11 protein-coding genes are annotated in these 16,458 nt (G+C 69.3%); 3 read left to right on the top strand and 8 right to left on the bottom strand.

Annotation, left to right across the window (positions count from 1 at the left end; genetic code table 11):
* Positions 1-18: 18 nt before the first annotated feature.
* Both H286_RS0113885 and H286_RS0113880 read right to left on the bottom strand, forming a co-directional pair.
* Entirely contained in the window at positions 19-1,800 is a 1,782-nt protein-coding gene (locus H286_RS0113885; RefSeq protein ID WP_018187354.1) for a DUF4012 domain-containing protein, read from the bottom strand.
* A 10-nt stretch (positions 1,801-1,810) separates the two neighbouring features.
* Entirely contained in the window at positions 1,811-3,943 is a 2,133-nt protein-coding gene (locus H286_RS0113880; protein ID WP_020098641.1) for a cellulase family glycosylhydrolase, read from the bottom strand.
* A gap of 205 nt (positions 3,944-4,148) precedes the next feature.
* On the opposite strand from H286_RS0113880, the gene H286_RS0113875 reads away from it, so the two are divergent.
* Together H286_RS0113875 and H286_RS0113870 are read left to right on the top strand one after the other, a co-directional pair.
* Complete coding sequence (locus H286_RS0113875) at positions 4,149-4,889, top strand: polysaccharide pyruvyl transferase family protein (protein WP_231370973.1); 741 nt, start codon at positions 4,149-4,151, stop codon at positions 4,887-4,889.
* Positions 4,890-4,897: 8 nt separating this feature from the next.
* Positions 4,898-5,938 (top strand): glycosyltransferase family protein, encoded by a 1,041-nt coding sequence (locus H286_RS0113870; RefSeq protein ID WP_020098640.1) that lies wholly within the window; start codon positions 4,898-4,900, stop codon positions 5,936-5,938.
* On the opposite strand, the gene H286_RS0113865 is transcribed toward H286_RS0113870, so the two are convergent.
* Genes H286_RS0113865 through H286_RS0113855 form a run of 3 tightly spaced genes read right to left on the bottom strand, consistent with a single transcriptional unit; the run spans position 5,939 to position 10,739 of the window.
* On the bottom strand, positions 5,939-6,979 hold the full coding sequence (locus tag H286_RS0113865; protein WP_020098639.1) for a glycosyltransferase: 1,041 nt from the start codon (positions 6,977-6,979) through the stop codon (positions 5,939-5,941).
* Positions 6,972-8,903 (bottom strand): hypothetical protein, encoded by a 1,932-nt coding sequence (locus H286_RS0113860; RefSeq protein WP_020098638.1) that lies wholly within the window; start codon positions 8,901-8,903, stop codon positions 6,972-6,974. The genes H286_RS0113865 and H286_RS0113860 overlap by 8 nt, the downstream gene beginning before the upstream one ends.
* A complete protein-coding gene (locus tag H286_RS0113855) occupies positions 8,904-10,739 on the bottom strand; it encodes a polysaccharide pyruvyl transferase family protein (protein WP_018187360.1) in 1,836 nt (611 codons plus the stop codon).
* Between the two features lie 143 nt (positions 10,740-10,882).
* Between H286_RS0113855 and H286_RS0113850 the strand changes: the two genes are divergently transcribed.
* Positions 10,883-11,626, top strand: a complete 744-nt coding sequence (locus H286_RS0113850) for a hypothetical protein (RefSeq protein WP_020098637.1) — start codon at positions 10,883-10,885, stop codon at positions 11,624-11,626.
* 33 nt (positions 11,627-11,659) lie between these two features.
* On the opposite strand, the gene H286_RS0113845 is transcribed toward H286_RS0113850, so the two are convergent.
* From H286_RS0113845 to H286_RS0113835, 3 genes are all read right to left on the bottom strand, one after another.
* Positions 11,660-14,014 carry a polysaccharide pyruvyl transferase family protein gene (locus H286_RS0113845; protein ID WP_020098636.1) on the bottom strand — a complete coding sequence of 785 codons (2,355 nt, stop codon included), beginning with the start codon at positions 14,012-14,014 and terminating at the stop codon, positions 11,660-11,662.
* 319 nt (positions 14,015-14,333) lie between these two features.
* On the bottom strand, positions 14,334-15,302 hold the full coding sequence (locus H286_RS0113840) for a glycosyltransferase (protein WP_020098635.1): 969 nt from the start codon (positions 15,300-15,302) through the stop codon (positions 14,334-14,336).
* A complete protein-coding gene (locus H286_RS0113835; protein WP_020098634.1) occupies positions 15,299-16,390 on the bottom strand; it encodes a glycosyltransferase in 1,092 nt (363 codons plus the stop codon). Before H286_RS0113835 ends, H286_RS0113840 begins: the two co-directional genes overlap by 4 nt.
* Positions 16,391-16,458: the final 68 nt, after the last annotated feature.

The following is a 16,458-nucleotide window of genomic DNA, read 5'->3' as shown; positions in this document are numbered from 1 at the left end:
AAATACCCGCTCAGCCGCTCAATGACACGTGTCGGTGACCGTCGTCTTCGTTTCGTGGATCATCGGGGTGGTCCACAGCTCGAGGGGGCCGAAATCGCCCTTCCCCGTGAACGTCGCAGTGACGGTGAAGGTCCCGCCGGGGGTCAATCGGGCCTGGAAGGGCTCGACGACCCGACCGAGGTCGACGTTCCCCTGCCGGAACGCGGACGCACCACCGGTGGTCTCGGTGGAGGCGAGCTCCATTCCCGGAGGCGCGTACATGTAGACCTGCGTGCCGAAGTACTTCGCGCCCTGAGCGCGACTCTGCACGTACGTCGGAAGATCCTCGGCTGCACCCTGAGTGATGTCGAGCGAGACCTTGGCGGTGGTCGTGAGGGTCGTGACCCCATCGGCACAGGAGAGCGTCGATTCGACGGCCGTCTTCGTGTAATAGTCGATCTTCGACGCGGAGACGTTGCGGAAGAAGACGCCGTTCACCGTCTGCGCGGTGTTCTCCTTCGGCAGGATGCCGGACAGGCGTCCCGATTCGCCGATGATCTTCTGCGTCTCGGCATCGCTGCTCCACGCGAGGATGCTGCCGCGGTTGATGCTCTCGGTCATGGCCCAGGCCATGTCCTTGATGTTGAAGTCGCCACTGGCGATCTTGCTGAAAACGGAGCCCGCCACACCGGCGAAGAAGGCGTCCGACTTGAGGTCGGGATCGTCGTACGGGTTCCACCACTTGTAGACGTCGCTCAGGAGGGTCTTCACGGCGTTGTTGTGATCGATGGTGATCCCGTCGACCTCGATGGGGCCGGTCGCGAGGAGGATGCGCTGCAGGGCGACGGGGTCCACCGAGATGACGCCGTCGATCCGCGTGTCGTCGATGTCGCGGTTCCAGAACGCCTTGACCATGGCGGCCGCCCCGGGCCAGTCGGGCTGCGACGGCGCGAGGTTGATGTAGCTGCCGTAGCGGCTGCCGTAGAGCGTCTTCGCGGACTCGGGCAGGTCGATGTCGACGAACGACCCCTCGACGAAGGAGGCGCTGCTGGCCTGGTTGGCGATCGCGAGGTCACCGGCATCGGCGGTGATGAGCGTCTGCGAGGCGGAGCTTCCTCCCAGAGGCAGGGCTTCCGCGTTGTTCTGGAACACCAGCAGGTAGTTCTGCTTCTCGTCCGAGCCGAGGAGTCGGGGCAAGAGATCGAACAGCGGCCCGGCGGCATCCGCCACCTCTGCGACCTGCTCGACGCCGGCCTTCACCGGACCGACGAGACTGCCCGAAGCGGCGACACCCGTCAGCTCGCCGCGGAGCTTGTCGAGCTTCGGCGCTGCGGCCTCGATGAGCGGCAGCGCACGGGCGAGGATCTTGCCCTTGCCGTCATCCTGCATGGCGAAGACCGGGCGACCGACGCCGTTCGCGAAGACGTCGAGCGTCTCGGACGCCAGCCGCACGCCGCGGAGGTTGTCGCCGGCGAAGGGGAGGAACTCCGCCATGCGCCAGACCGGGTCGGCTGCAGCGCCCGCCGCATCCGCCGCGCCCGAGGAGAGCCGCGGAATGGCCTCGGAGACCTGCCCGCCGTTCTGAATGGACGCGACCGCCGCCTGCGCGGACTCGAGGCCGTTCTTCGCGATGACGACCTTCACGGCCAACCACGCGGAGAGCCCCAGGACGACGATCACGAGGCCGAGGACCACGCGGCCCACGATTCGGCGACGCGAGGCCTTGGGCTTGGCTTCGGTGGAGGCATCGGTCGACGGCGACGCGTCTCCCGCAGCTCGGGCGGCCGCTTCGCGGGCGCCGCGACGGGTCTCAGGAGGCATGGGTCACAGTCTATTCGGCGGGAGCCTGGGAGACCGTCGGCGTCGGCGTCGGCGTCGGAGTCGCGTTGGCGGGCGCCGCGCTCGTCTGGACGAACTGGGGGCGCGGGCTCACGGGGATCGTCACGACGCCGTCGACGGGCGCGACCGACCGGGTGGCCCCGTTCATGTTCGTCACCGCCACCGGGACGTCGCTCTTGAGCGTCATCGTGCCCTTGCCGGCGGGCGACCAGACGATGCGCACCGCGTTCGCCTCGTCGCCGAAACGGTGCGACTGGATGCCCTTGCCCACCGACTCGGATGCCGCGAACGCACGCCCCTGGAGCTGCGAGATCATCAGGGCCTGGGCGTAGCCGACCGGCTTGGGCTGGAGGGCCGCGACGCCCTTGCTCTTCTGGTAGTACATGCCGAAGTTGCCCTCGTGCTTGCCGGGATCCGGATCATCGTTGATGAGGTCGTACCAGAAGAACTTCTCGGCTCCGCCGGCGAGGGCGGTCGTCGCGGTCCGGACCAGGTAGTCCGCCTGAGCGGACACCGTGCGGCCGCCCGTCTTCGACGAGCTTCCGAGTTCGGTGATCCAGATCGGTCGGGTCGTCTTGCCGTTCGCCGTCATGCTGCTGTTCGCCTCGTCGATGATGCCGGCGAGCGATTCGGGCTTGCTCGAGACCTCGTACGGGTGGAAGCTCACGGCGTCGGAGTACCTCAGTCCGCCCGCGCGCCACAGCCCGTCGAACCAGTCCGACTCGTACCGCGCCGTCGCCCCCGCGATGATCGGGAGCTTCGGGTCGACCTTGCGGACCTGGTCATGCACGGACTTCAGCAGCGGCACGTAGCAGCGCGGCGAGGTGCCGCAGGAGGACTTGTTGAAGCGGGCGTGATTGAACTCGTTGTAGACCTCGAGCCCGACCAGGTCGAAGCGGTCGGCGATCGCAGCCGCGTACTTGCCGTAGGCGGCGATGGCGTTGCCCGACACCGGAACCTGCCCGTTGCCGTAGAGCCAGTTGCCGTAGTTGACGATGCCGAGCACCTTGATGTCGTGCGCGTGGAGGCGGGCGAAGCCGTCGACGTAGTGGTCCGCGAAGTCGTATCTCCCCTTCGTTGTCTCGTTGTCGCGCCAGAGGACGTCGTTGCGCGCCATCCCGATCCCGAGGGATGCCGCGAGGTCGGCGGCGCCGGCGTAGATCCCGTTCTCGACGTGCAGGCCCACCCCGAACCGGTCGTCCTTCGCGATCTCGACCCCGTCGAAATCGACGACGCCGAGAAGCGTCGACACCGACGTGCCGCCCGCTTCGACCGAGACGTCGTAGTACCCCTGAGGCAGGCCGGTCAGGTCGACACTGCTGATGGGGCTCGAGAGATCGGCCTTACCGGACGCGGCGACCTTGCCGGCGGCATCCAAAGCCTTCCAGGAAGCGGCGCCCTCGGGCAGCCGGACGGCCAGCACGGGTCGGCTCGCCGGCAGGACGAGGGAGCGGTTGAGGATGCGGTCGTCTGTCTTGACGTCCTCGAACGAGCCGTTGGCGACGGCGTTCGATCCGCCGGTCACCGCAGTGAGCGAGACGGCGTCGAGCCCGAGGCCGCGCACCGGGCCGGTGACGACGAGGCCCACCGCCACGGTGTCGGCGCCTGCGGGAACGCGGACGTCCGCGGTCACCTCGGACCATGCGGCACTGATGTCGGGGAGGGGGATCTCGGTGTCGCCGACGACGATCTTCGCGTCGACCGGCTCGGGGAACGCCGTGGCAGAGCGGACCTGCGCCGTGAAGGTGTACTGCGCACCCGCATCGACCTTCGCGACGGACTGGAGGACCGTCGTCTGCTTGTCGACCACGGGAGCGTCGACGTACGCGGCGACGGACCCGGCCGCGGCATCGCCGACCTGCGGCAGCACCCGGGCGACCGTGGTCGTCCCTGCCTGATCCCACCCGACCAGATCACCGTACGACGGCGCGGACTGCGGCTCCGGTGCCGGCTGCGGCTCGGGAGTCGGTGTCGGGGTGGGCGTCTGCTGCGCCTCGGCCGTCGGCCGCGTCGTGGGCGCCACGCCGTTCGAGGCGAAGGAGTTGGAGACGATGATCGCCGTCGTGAGCCCACCGGCGAGCACGACAGCACCGCCCGCGAAAAGTTGCCACTTCTTGATCCGCACCTGTCGCAGCCTCTCGATACGTCTACAGTCGGCCCCCATCCTCACAGATGTCCCTGGCCTCACCGAATCGGCGGATCGCTGCGCTCGGCCCGGCGGAGGGGGCGCGGCATCCGTCGACTAGGCTCGGGGCGTTCGCCGACCGAGATGAGGGACCGTGCCGCGCGTCGTGTATTGGAACCCTCGCCGGAAGCTCGGATCCGGTCGGGTGACGGCACGGATCCACGTGGGTCCGCGTGTCAACAATTTCGGCGACCTGCTCGGCCCGGAGATCGTGGCCCGCATCGCACGATCGCGAGGACTCGAGGAGCGGCCGGAGCTGCGCCGCATCCTCGCCGTGGGCTCGATCCTGCACCTCGCCCGCCCCGGCGACGTCGTCTGGGGAAGCGGGGCGAACGTCAAGGAGCCCGCCCCGATCCCGAGGGACCTCGACGTCCGCGCGGTGCGCGGCCCGCTGACCGCGGCCCGCCTGCGTGAGGGAGGGAACCGCTCGAGCGAGGTGTTCGGCGACCCGGCTCTCCTCCTCCCCCACCTGTGGACGGACGACGAGCTCGGCATCGTGCGCGGCTCCGGCGGCACCGTCCTCGTCCCCAATCTGCACGACCGGCACCGCTTCCCCCCGACGGCGTTGTCGCCGAGGGGACCGGCGCTCGAGAAGGTCCGGCAGATCGCATCGGCGGAGTCGGTGATCGCGAGCTCCCTCCACGGGATCGTCGTCGCGGAGGCGTTCGGCGTCCCCGCCGTCCTCGTCGCCGCGAGCACCGAGCCGGCTTTCAAGTACGAGGACTACTACGCGGGGACGGGCCGAGCGCTTCCCGTCGCGGCATCCGACTGGCGCGCCGCTCTCGACACACCTCCTGCCCCTCCACTCCGCGGGTGGGATGCCGCGGCGTTGCTCGAGGCGTTCCCTGATGACCTCTGGAGCACATCGGCGGCACAGACGCCGTGAATCAGCCCATGCGCATCCTCTTCGTCAGCCACACCGACAGCCACGGGATCTTCCGCGTCGGCAGCCACCACCTCGCTGCGGAACTCGCCCGCCTCGGCCACGACGTCGTCCACCTCTCGACGCCGATCTCGATGGTCCATCGCGTGCTCGGTCGCGTCCCTCGCAGTCGCGCGCGCGCAACGCCCTCGGATGAAGTGGATGCCTCGGGGGTGCGACACATCGTGCCGCGCACCCTGCTCCCCGCGGGCATCGGCACCTTCTCCGTCGCCACCGAACTACGACGGCGCCGGCTCGACCGGTTCGACCTCGTCCTCGTGGACCAACCGCTGATGTGGCACCAGTCCGTGCGAGAGCTCGCCGACATCGTCGTCTACCGCCCGACCGACGAGTACCCGCGCGGGATGAAGGCCGGTCTGCAGCGTGACGCCCTCCACCACGTGGACGGTGTCATCGCGACGTCGGTCGAGGTGCTGCGGGGCCTCGGCGACGTGCGCGTGCCCGCGATCGTCGTGCCCAATGGTGTCGACACGGCGCGGTTCACCGAGACGAACGGCACCCGCGCCGAGACGTGCGTCTACGCCGGCGCCCTCGACCGGCGATTCGACTGGGGGCGGGTGGCACGCTGGGCCGGTGCGCACCGTGACGTGCGGTTCGAGCTGATCGGGCCGCTCACCGGCGAGCCCCCGACGCTCCCCGACAACGTCGCCGTCCTCGGCGCTCTCCCCTACGACGAGCTCCCCGCGCGCTTCGCGGCGGCCCGCGTGGGCCTGCTGCCCCTGTCCGATGACCCCGGCAACGCCGGTCGCAGCCCCATGAAGCTGTACGAATACCTCGCGAGCGGGCTGAACGTGGTCTCGCGTCGCACTCCGGTCATCGCCTCCGATCCCTCGAACGGGGTCTACACCTACGCCGACGAGGCGGAGGCCCAGAGCGCACTGCAGGCGGCTCTGGAGAGGCGCGAGCCGAACGGATCCGGCGCGCAACTCGCCCAGTCCCATTCGTGGACGGCGAAGGTGGCCGCCATCCTCACATTCGTCGGCGGCCTGTGATCAGGCCCGGCGCCTGAGCGATGCGGCAGCGCGGTCGTATGCATCGGCCAGCAGCGAGCCGAGGCGCGGCCAGTCGCGTTCCGACATGTCGGGGCCGGCGGCGTCCCTCGGTCGATCGCGGAGGTCCTCGACTGCGCGCTGGAGGGTCTCGGCGGTGAGAGGTCCCCGGTAGAGGCCGACCCACTCGTCACCGAACTCCTCCTCCAGGAGCCGGGTCGAAGGGGACTCGGGGAGGATGACAGGGCGATGCAGCGACAGGGCGAGCAGCGCCGAGCCGGAGTTCTCGATCGCGCGGTACGGCAGGACGACGATCTCCGCGGCACCGACGGCATCCGCCAGTTCGGTCTCGTCGACGAACCGCAGGTCGATGTCCATCCGCTCATCGCGGCGCGAAGCCGCGCGCACCCGCTCGGTCAGCGGCCCGTCGTGACTCTCCCCGACGATGTGCAGGCGGTAATCGAGCTCGTGGGGCACGGCGGCGAAGGCGCTGATCAGTTCATCAACGCCCTTGTAGGGCTTCAGCATCCCGAAGTGGACGAGATTCCCTCGCCGCGGCTCCGGCGTCGGAGAGGCGAACCGATCCCGATAGTGCCCGTGCGGGATGACCACCGTCCTGCGGGGATCCGGCGTCGGCGTCACGTCGTTGAGCGTCACCCACAGCGTCGTCCGAGCCTCGAGCAGGCCGAGGATCCATCGCTCACCGCGGTCCCCCGCTTCGTGCGGCCGCGCGTTGTGCACCGTCCGCACGACGGCGATCCGACCCATCCGGAGGCGCAGGATGAACAGCAGGAACAGGGCGCGCTTGAGGAGACGCACAGCCGTTCGCGGATGCCGGAGGGAGTTCTCGGGCCAGTGCATGTGGACCACGTCAGCGTCCGAGGTGAGCACGTCCGCCCATCCGAAGTACCGCGTCTCGATCCGTTCGTCCGGCAACGAGGAGACGAGCAGCGACGTGTAGGGGTTCTCGACGGGGCGAGCGGACCGGTTCGGGTCGGCGAGCAGCTGCGTGACGCGAAGACGACGACCCTGACGGTCAGCCATCGCCCGGGAGCTCTTGATCCGCGAGCTCGCGCTCGAGGGCGTCAGCGACCGCTTCGGCCTGCCGGCTCAGTCCGAACTCGAGCGCCGCCGAGATCTCGTCCAGCTTGGTGTCGGCGATCCTCTCACCGACGAGGCGGCGCGACCACGGCACGCGGCCGAGGTCGAGGGGAACCTTGTGGAGCTCCCAGTCCCCCTCTGCACCCGAGCCCAGCAGGTGGTCACGGAGCTCCATGTCCAGACGCTTGATCCGCCGGCTCTCTTCCTCACAGGCGAGGGCACTCGGGATGCCGTAGCTCTGGCAGACGACGAGGACGCCGAGGCTCGTCGTCACGACGCCGCGATAGGTCGCGAGTCGGTCGACGAGGCCGACGACCTGTTCCGGAGCGGAACCGCTGATGGAGATCTCATCCATGTTCTCGGCGAGCACGTAGGGGACGCCGGCATCCGAGTGGTTGCGCACGAAGGCCAGCCGCCCGTTGTTGCCCCCGAGCGTGAGCGGGTGCACGCGCCGGAGGAGAAGGCGGGGGTCGCCGAAGCTGTCGGTGACGCTGCCGCCGTTGCGGCGGACGACGCGATGAGTGAGCGGTCCGCGGAGGGAGATGAACTCGGCCGTCGGCTCGACGGTGGCCTCGAGTTTGGACACACCGGTTCCGACGAGAATCGAGCGGGACTGCGCATGGGACGCGAGCGACCCGCCCATCATGAGATGGGGCGGGACCTCCTGCGCGCCCGTCGCGGCAGCGAATCGCACCGCCCGCCCTGTCGATGCTCCCAGGAGATAGGGGTTCAGCCACTCGTCGAAAGAACCCGGGAACGGCTTGGACCACCAGAACAGTGGAACCGGATCGTCGGCTACCGCCTCGGCGGAGGACGCGGTCGCGTAAGCCAGGAAGGCCTCGGCGCCTCGCATCGCGTTACGCTCCGGCACGGTCACATCGCCGTTCGACCAGAGCTGCGACGCGGCCCGGTGGAAGCGGGCGCTCTCGCCCCGCTGCGCCTCGAGGAGGATCCGGCCGACCAGAGCCGATCGACGCCGGCTCTCGGCTTTCTCGTCCCTGACGGGAGCGGAGACCGCATCCGGGTCGGCGTCGGTATCGCTGTCGAAATCGCCGTCGGCAGCCGGATCCGCGGCGCCCCCGTTTCGGGCGAGATACCGCTCCACGTCCCGCTGGTGACGCAGTGAGTCACGCGCGAAGCGCATGAACGTCGGAGACAGCGCCGCGATGCGGCCGAAGTAGATGCGCAGGGCCATGGCGAGCACGATCGCCGTGGCGACATCGAGCCCGCCGGAGAAGATCCGGAGCACGACGAGCGCGAGGGCGATCCCACTTCCGGCGGATGCCGCGATCGCGGCGAACTCGCCGGAGTAGATGCGCTCCCGGATGGGCGCCTCGACGCGCTTCACCGGCGCATCCATCAACTCGAGCTGAACCCGTAGCTGACGCCGGTACAGCAGGGACAGGGGGATGATCACGACGACCGTCAGGACGGCGCTCACGCCTCCGATGACGAGATCGAAGTAGAAGAGCACGCCCAGCACCGCGACGATCTGCATGAGGTCGGCGATGATCGACGAGACTCCGAAGGCCCTCGCCCACTGCCAGTTCGCGGCGCCTGCTCCGGTTCGGTCCTGCAGGTCGGCGAAGGCGGCGCGGAAGATGCGCACACGCCAGAACTTCGTGCCGTGCTGGAGTCCTCGTGTCACCGCGAACCCCGCGAGGAAGAGCGACAGGAGGAGCACCACCGTGCCGAGCTTCCCGGCAAGGGATTGCGAAGCCTCGACCAGCAGGTTCGAGAACACCTGCAGGACGAGGAGCTCCCCAACCGGCAGGATCGCCATCAGGACGAGGAGCGCGATGATCATGCGCCGCTCCCGCCAGCGCGGGAACTGCTGGGCGAACGCCGCGAAGATGTCCCGGAACATTCAGGCGACGATATCTCGCCAGTCGGCGACGGCGTTCTTGATGGCTGCCTCGACCTCGTCGAGTTTCTCCTCGGCGACGTACTCGGAGTCGAGCATCGACCGAAGGTCGACGTTGCGCAGGTCGAGGATCAGCTGCTGGGGCTCCCAGAGCCGCTCGAGACCCGCGCCGAGCGAGTAGTCGCGGTACTTCATCCCGTCGCCGGCGACGGTGCTCGCCGCACCTTCGAACCCGATCAACGCTACCGGGATGCCGTAGCTGTGGCACGCGATCGCGACGTGCATCGCGCTCGTGACGATGCCGTCGTACTGGTGCAGCTTCTCGATGAACGTCCGCAGACTCTCGGGGCTGGACTGGAGCACGCTGATCTCATCGAGGCCGGCGGGCCGGCGCACCGGGAGCGTCGCGTGGGTGAAGTGACGGACGAGTGCCAGCCGGCCGTTCGTCTCGGGGCGCTCCATGGGCAGGACGCGACGCAGGAGCACTCCGGGATCGCCGAAGGTGGTGACGGCGGGACCGCCGCGGGCGGTGAGGATGTCGGCGGTCAGCGGACCACGGAGCGAGTGGTACCGCGCCCCGGGGTGGAGCTCCGCATCGCCCGCAGACGCACCGGAACCCACCACGACGGAGTGTTCGTTCGCAAACTTCGCGATCGAACCGAGGCCGACGAGATGCGGTTTGCGCGCGTTGCCCGTCGCCGGCACGAACTCCACCGGAGTGTTCGCGACGCTCGCCACGATGAGCGGGCTCAACCAGTCCCCGAAGTTGCCGGGGAAGGGACGGGGCCACCAGACGAGGGGCACCGCCGCGGTCGTGTCGGCCGAGTCAGCGGCCGGGGACCCGAAGGTGGCGTACGACGCGAACGCCTTCGCCGCATCGACGGTGGCGGCTTCCGCAGCGGAGAGGATGCCACCGGCGTGCAGCCGACGTTCGATCGCGTCCAAACGCTCGAGGTCGCCCCGCTGACCGACGGCCACGGCCTGCGCAAGAAGGCGGGAACGGTGGTTGTCGGCCTTGGGAGGCGTGATCGGACGGATGCGGTGGATGAGCGGATGCTGCTTGACCCAGTCGCGCACGAGAGGCGCACGCTGCGGCGCGACCCGCGTCACGACGGCGTCGACCTGTTTGAGCGCCCGGTAGGCGGCGACCTTGACGCGCACCTTCCAGGCGATCGCGCCGGCCTCGCGGGACGTCGGAGCCGCCTTGGCTCCGGGAGCGGTGTGCTGCACGACCAGGTTCCGGAACTGCGGAACGTTGCCGCTCGACCCGAACGCGTAGAAGGCGGTGACGTCGCCGTTACCGCGTCCCAGGACGCCGCCGGCGGGGATCACCTGGAAGCTGAGCGAGTCCGCATTCGCGCGCCAGGACTCCTCGAAGAAGTAGTCATCCGTGGCCTTGAGCGTCGACAGGCGCTCGAAGTCGGCGGCATCCGAGACGAACTTCCGGGCCGCCGGGGTCGTGTTCACGCCGATGAAGCTCGGCGCCCAGAAACGAGTGGCGGCTTTGTAGCCGATCTCCATCGGGCGGGAGAAACCATGCTGGAAGCCGATGATGTCGGCCGTGAAGTTGCGGACGTACGCGGGAAGGTCGAGGATCTCGCAGTCGACATCCGTCCAGAACACGCGCGCGTCCGGGTTCTCACGGCACACGGTGTCGAGGAAGGCGACCTTCTGGCGGCAGATGTCAGCCCAGTCCTGGCCGGGCTCCTTGTGCACCTCACGCAAGACGTGCGCGATGCCCAGATCGTCGAGGTTCTCCTCGAGCTTCTTGGCCCATCCGCGGTAGTACTCGTCATCGGTGAAGAACGAACAGACGATGACATCAGGGGGAAGAGACAAAGCGAGACCTGTCTGACGCGCGCGCGCCGGTATGCGGTGTGAGGCACGAGAATCCTACCCGGCGGCATCCGTCCACATGCCCTGCGCCACCGCGAAGCGCAAGTGCCTGCGGTCGTTCCGACCCGTGCCGTAACATCCCGACCATGAGCGAGCCAACCGGTCCGCGGGTCGGGATCATCAGCTACTGCGACCGCTTGAGGACGAACGCGCACGTCAATCACGAGCTCTACGCGCGCGCCCACGGGTACACCTACATCTTCGACATCGCTCCGGTGGCCGAACCCGCTCAGCACAAGAACTTCTTCTTGAAGCTCGCCAAGATCAAGAAGTTCCTGCCGCTGTTCGACTGGCTCTTCTGGATCGACGACGACGCGTTCTTCACCGGCCGCAAGACGACCCTGACGAGCTTCATCGACGCGCATCCGGATGCGACGATCATCTTCTGCGCGAGCCCGAAGGACACCGACCTCTGGACCTGGATGAGTTCGGGCACGATGCTGATCCGCAACACCGAGCTGGGCCGGAAGCTCATCGACGCCACCATCGCGACCGATCTGGCCAAGGCGCGCGAGTGGTGGGACGACTCGGTCTACGGGTACTGGACGGGTGGAGATCAGGATGCGCTCGTCTACCAGATGATGACGAACCCGGATTTCGCGGTCGAGGGCTTCTACGCCCAACTCGACTACACCGCCTTCAACTGCCGGCCGCGCCACTTCGTCGCGGGCGGCTTCGAGCATTTCGTCCTGCACTTCACCGGCAAGGACAAAGGCCGCCAGTCACTCGACTTCGCCGAGAAGTGGGGAATGAGCGAGGCGCTCACCTACAAGAAGGAGATGGCGAATCTGCGGGGCCTCTACCCCGCGGGCATCCCGCCGCGCGAGTGAGGCGCCCCGAGGGACGCCCCACCCGCGGCGCAGTCACGCGCGTCGCGTGAGCGACGACACCCGCACCGCCTTGATGACGCCGTAGCGCGGCTTCTTGCCGAGCGGCGCCGCGGGGATCATCTTCCGGAGCAGCCCGGTCGGGTCGCGGCGGGCCAGCTTGTCGACGAGGGTGATGTTCGTCGTCGCCGGCGAGGGGGTCACACCGAAGTCCAGCTGCAGGAGGGGGTTCGTCGAGCGAGCGGTCACCTGGAAGGTGACCTCGACGGGGTCGCGTCCTCCCGGGCGCCACCGCACGACCTGCGCGGGGCCGTCGTTCGCCTGGACGCGCAGGCTCTGCGAGTTGGCGAACAGCGTGGGGTCGCCGGGGGCGAAGGTGATCGTGACGTCGAACACGTCGCCCGGAGCTCCCTCGAGCTCGCCGCTGAGTGCGGCGCGGGGCTCCGTCATCCAGACGCCCTGCTGATCGCGGATGCCGAAACCCGCCAGCTGGAAGTTGCGGGCGAAGTGGTGGAGTCCCCACTGCGTGAACGGGAACCGCTGGCCAGGACGGATCATGTCCGAGGTCAGGCGGTCGACCGCGTCGTGGGGGAACGTCGCGAGGTAGGCCTCGATGTCGAACGTCGGAAGCGGCATGGGGTCTGCCCGCATCGCGTCGTCGATCGACTCGAACCGCTTCACGTCCGTACGACCGGTGCCGTAGTAGTAGTCGTAGTACTTGAGCTCGTCCTCGCCGCCAACCGGGGCCAACCAGTAGGCGGGGATCCCCATCGCCTCGGCGAAGATGATGCCGTGCAGCGAACTCGCGATCACGCGGTCCGCACCCTTCATCGCTCGCATCATGCCGAGCGGAGTCGTGTCGACCGAGATGAAGGCATCGAGGTGCTCGTAGTGCTTCCGGCGCAGGACCAGGTCATCGCGGTAGTGCGGCACGATCCGGAGCCCCGGACGGTCGGGCGTCTGAGCGAGTTCCGAGGCGAAGAGGGTCGGGAAGAGCACGCCCGGGTCGAAGGTGTGCGTGACGCGCTCCGTCGAGACACCCGCCTCGGCCAGATATTCCAGTGAGTACGGTCCGCGCACCGCGCGCACGTCCAGGTCGATCCCGACCGGCAGCGGATCGGAGCCACCTTTCACGCCCGACCCCCACACGACATCGCCGTCCGTCGCGCGCTGCAGGACGGAGCCGATCGCGAGCAGCCGAGGCGCCCCGGGAGCGGGCTCGCGCAGCTCGACACCCGAAACCCGCTTCGCCGCCCAGCGCGAGGCGAGGTCGCCGAAGTTGCCCGTCTTGAAACGACGGCCGGCGGGGAACGGGTCAAAGAGCTTGTTCTTCGCGTCGTACCAGAACACCGGCAGGCTCGGTGACGAGCCGGAACTGACGTCCTCGGTAGGAAGCGAGGTCAGGCGGGCCCGGGCATCCGCGGTGGTGAAGATGCTGCGCACCTGCGTACCGAGGGCGGACGTGATCGCGTCCCCGGGGACGATGGCGACAGCGCACTCCTCGTCGTTGAGACCGTAGGCGACCACCCAGTCGTCGCCGCGCTGGACCATGCCGCGCGGATAGACGACCTCGTGCACGTCGGGGTTGAGCTTCTCGTGCTTGAAGTTGGCGCCGCGGGGGTTCGGGAGGTCGAAGGGCACCTCGTCGATCCGGGTGATCCGGAAGGGGGCCGTCGCCTCGAACTCGAGCAGCACGCCCCGGTAGACACGGCCGTCGGCCGTCTTGAAGCTCGTGTGCGCGAGGGTGAGGAAGCTGTCGCCGCGGCGGACGGGCTGTGCCCCGCCACGGATGATGCCGAAGATGCGCTCGTAGTCCGTCGTGAAGTTGCTGCGGTGGGCCGTCGTCGCGACGATGCGGATGTCGGAGCTGTCCAGGTCGACGCGGAGAACGCGGTGCGGCCGGTAGGAGTAGCTCGCGTAGACCTCGCCGTCCGCCTCGAAGAGGGTCCAGTTCTTCTCGATCGGGCGTCGGTCGAGGGTCGTCAGCTCCCGGGCGGGCGACGCCGGGTGCTGACCGTCGGACGTCATCTCGAGAAGGAACTGGTGGTTGCTCGGACGAGCACCCCCGTCGTTCCAGAGGAGGTAGAGGCGGCCGCGCAGCCACAGGTACACGGGGTCCGCGTGCCACGTCTTCGCACGCTCGGGAAGCCCCTCGTCAGCGAATGCGATCTCGTCCGACAGAGGACGGACGCTGCCCGGCACCAACGCCAGATCGGCGTCGAGGCGGGCGGTGGCGATGCGCCGATGGTCGGAGTCGACCTGGACGACGCGATAGGCGATGACGTAGCCGCCATCGACCTCTGCGATCGTCGGGTTGAACGCTCGAGCCTCGCCCCCGTCGCGCCACTCCTCAGGAGTCAATTCGGACGCGTCGTACTCAATCAATCGCATAGATCCCCACTTTATCCATATCGCATCCTCGCCCCCGGGTGGCGACGAGCCGAACACGTCGTTCGGCGCATGTCTGCGGCAGGCTCGCGCCCACTCGCCCTTGGCGGGGCATCGCCCCCGCCGACGCGCGCACCCCTCATCGATCGGGAGGACGTCCACACGCCACGGCGCCGCCGACATCCCCGAATCAGATCGTGTCCGACCGAGCACGTTCGCTGCGGTGGCCGGGCTGCGTTACGGCGGCCGGAGCCACACGCCACCGGTGCCGCCCAGTCACTCTATACGTTCGCCCCGGAGCGCGAATTCACCCGGCACCCGCTCACCCGCCCGCACGCGCGAGCGTCGCGGAGACGATCCCCGCCGTGCGATCCCAGTCGTACGTGCCGCGCGGCGGGTCGACGGCGCGAGGGGATGCGGCGGCATCCGTCATCGCGGCGGCCCACTCGTGCGCGTCGTGCGCGTCGGTCATCGCCGGGCCGCGCCCGTCCACGATCTCGGCGACGGCGCGGCATCCGGCCCAATGGATGACCGGCGTCCCGCTCGCCACGGATTCGAGGGCGGGCAGTCCGAACCCCTCGAGCAACGACGGCATGACGGTCGCGGCGGCGCCCCGGTAGAGCTCGGCGAGCCGCGCGTCGTCGACACCGCCCACGACGTCGATCCGGGCCTCGACTCCATGTCGCTCGGCGGCCTGCCGCACCTGGTCCGACTCGCCGGCCGGCACGACCGCGCGAAGACGGATGCCGCTGGTCACCGCGAGGGCGCGCAGCACGACGTCGAGGTTCTTGTGCGCCCGGACGTTCCCGACGAACAGGACGTACGGGTCGGATGCGACCTCGCGCGGGCCGTCGGGGGTGAAGGCGGCGGAGCACCCGTTGCCGGCGTTGACGACGTCGACGGCGTCGTCGCGCAGCCACCGCCGGATCGCCTCGGCCGAGGCCTCGGACACCGTGAGGACGATGCCGGCTCGCCGGACCACACGCCGCACGGGGCCGCCGTAGTAGGCGAGGAACTTCGCGCGGCCGGGCCAGGGGCTCTCGAGCTGGATGAGGTCGTGGATCGTCAGGACCTGCCGCGGCGCGCGGACCAGCGCCCCGTACCCGGGCGAGTAGACCACGGATCCCGCGGCGAGATCCGGCAGGGCACGGAACGCGTCGAACGGGCTGTAAGGCGTGCCGTCCAGCCCCAGGCCGCGCCAGTCGCGATCGAGACGACCGAGCACCTCGCGGGCGTAGCGCCCGATCCCGTGCGCACCGCGGTACCGGTCGTCGACGAGGAGTCCGCTCACGCCGTCTTCTCCGCGACCCAGTCGGCGATGCGCGCTTCGAACACGGGACGATCGAACTCGTACGCGCGCCTCACACACGCCTCGCGGCTCGACGCCACCGCGCGCTCGACCGCGGCGCGCAGGTCCTCGCCCGCCCACTCGTGGACGAGCGCGCCGGTGACCCCGTCGATGACGCTCTCGGCGACTCCCCCGACGGCGTTGCCCACGACGGGCGTGCCCGCCGCCATCGCCTCGACCGGCATGATGCCGAAATCCTCGACGGCGGGGAAGACGAGCGCGAGCGCGCCCCGGTAGAGCGCGGCGAGCAGGATGGACGACGGGTCGCGGACGATCGTGACGGGATGCCGCCGATCCGCCGCGTACGCGCGGAGCCTCTCCTCGTCCGCTCCCCCACCCGCCAGGACCACGGGGAGGCCCGACGCGACCCCGGCGTCGATGACGAGCTCGAGGCGCTTGTACGGGACGAACCTCGAGACCCCGAGCAGATAGTCGCGAGGGAGGTCGGCGACGGCGGCATCCGTCTCGTCCGTCGGCCGCGCGTCGGCGAAACGTGCGACGTCGATCGGCGGGTGGATGACGGTGGCGTCGCGACCCCAGGCACGCGCGACCCTGTCGGCGATGAAGGCACTGTTGGCGGCGATGGCGACGGGCTCGGCTGCGCGGCGCCGGTCGAGCGGCTTCAGCAGGGCGGATGCGGCACGAGCGGCGACGCCGCCGCCACGGCCGTCGAGCTCGGGCGTCCAGATGTACCGCGCCGGGGTGTGGGTGTAGACGAGCTTCGGCGCCTCGCGCGCGGCCCCGCGGAATCGCGCGTGATGAGCGAAGAGGTGACTGCTGCAGAGAACCCAGTCGGCGTCCCGCTCCGGCAGCGCCCGCCAAGCCAGCGGCATGAGCGGCAGGGCGGCCGCCTTGTGCCCGCGGAGGGGGGTCCGGGCCAGAGCGGTCTCGTGGACGCCCGAGAATCGTCCCTCGCTCTCGTTCCAGAGGCACCACCGCTCGGCGTCGGGGAACACCCCGCCGAGCACGTCGAACACGTTCTCAGAGCCCCCGTGCCGAGACAGCCACTCGTGGACGAGGATGCCGCTCACGACGCGTCCCGCTTCACCTGCGTCATCCGATCCTCACCATCCGACGTTCATTCTGTCAGACGGCGGAC

The sequence above is a fragment of the Microbacterium sp. 11MF genome (assembly GCF_000383475.1).
Classification (GTDB): Bacteria; Actinomycetota; Actinomycetes; order Actinomycetales; family Microbacteriaceae; genus Microbacterium; species Microbacterium aquilitoris.
The sequence above is the reverse complement of the archived record's forward strand: the minus strand, read 5'-3'. Positions and strand labels throughout refer to the sequence as shown.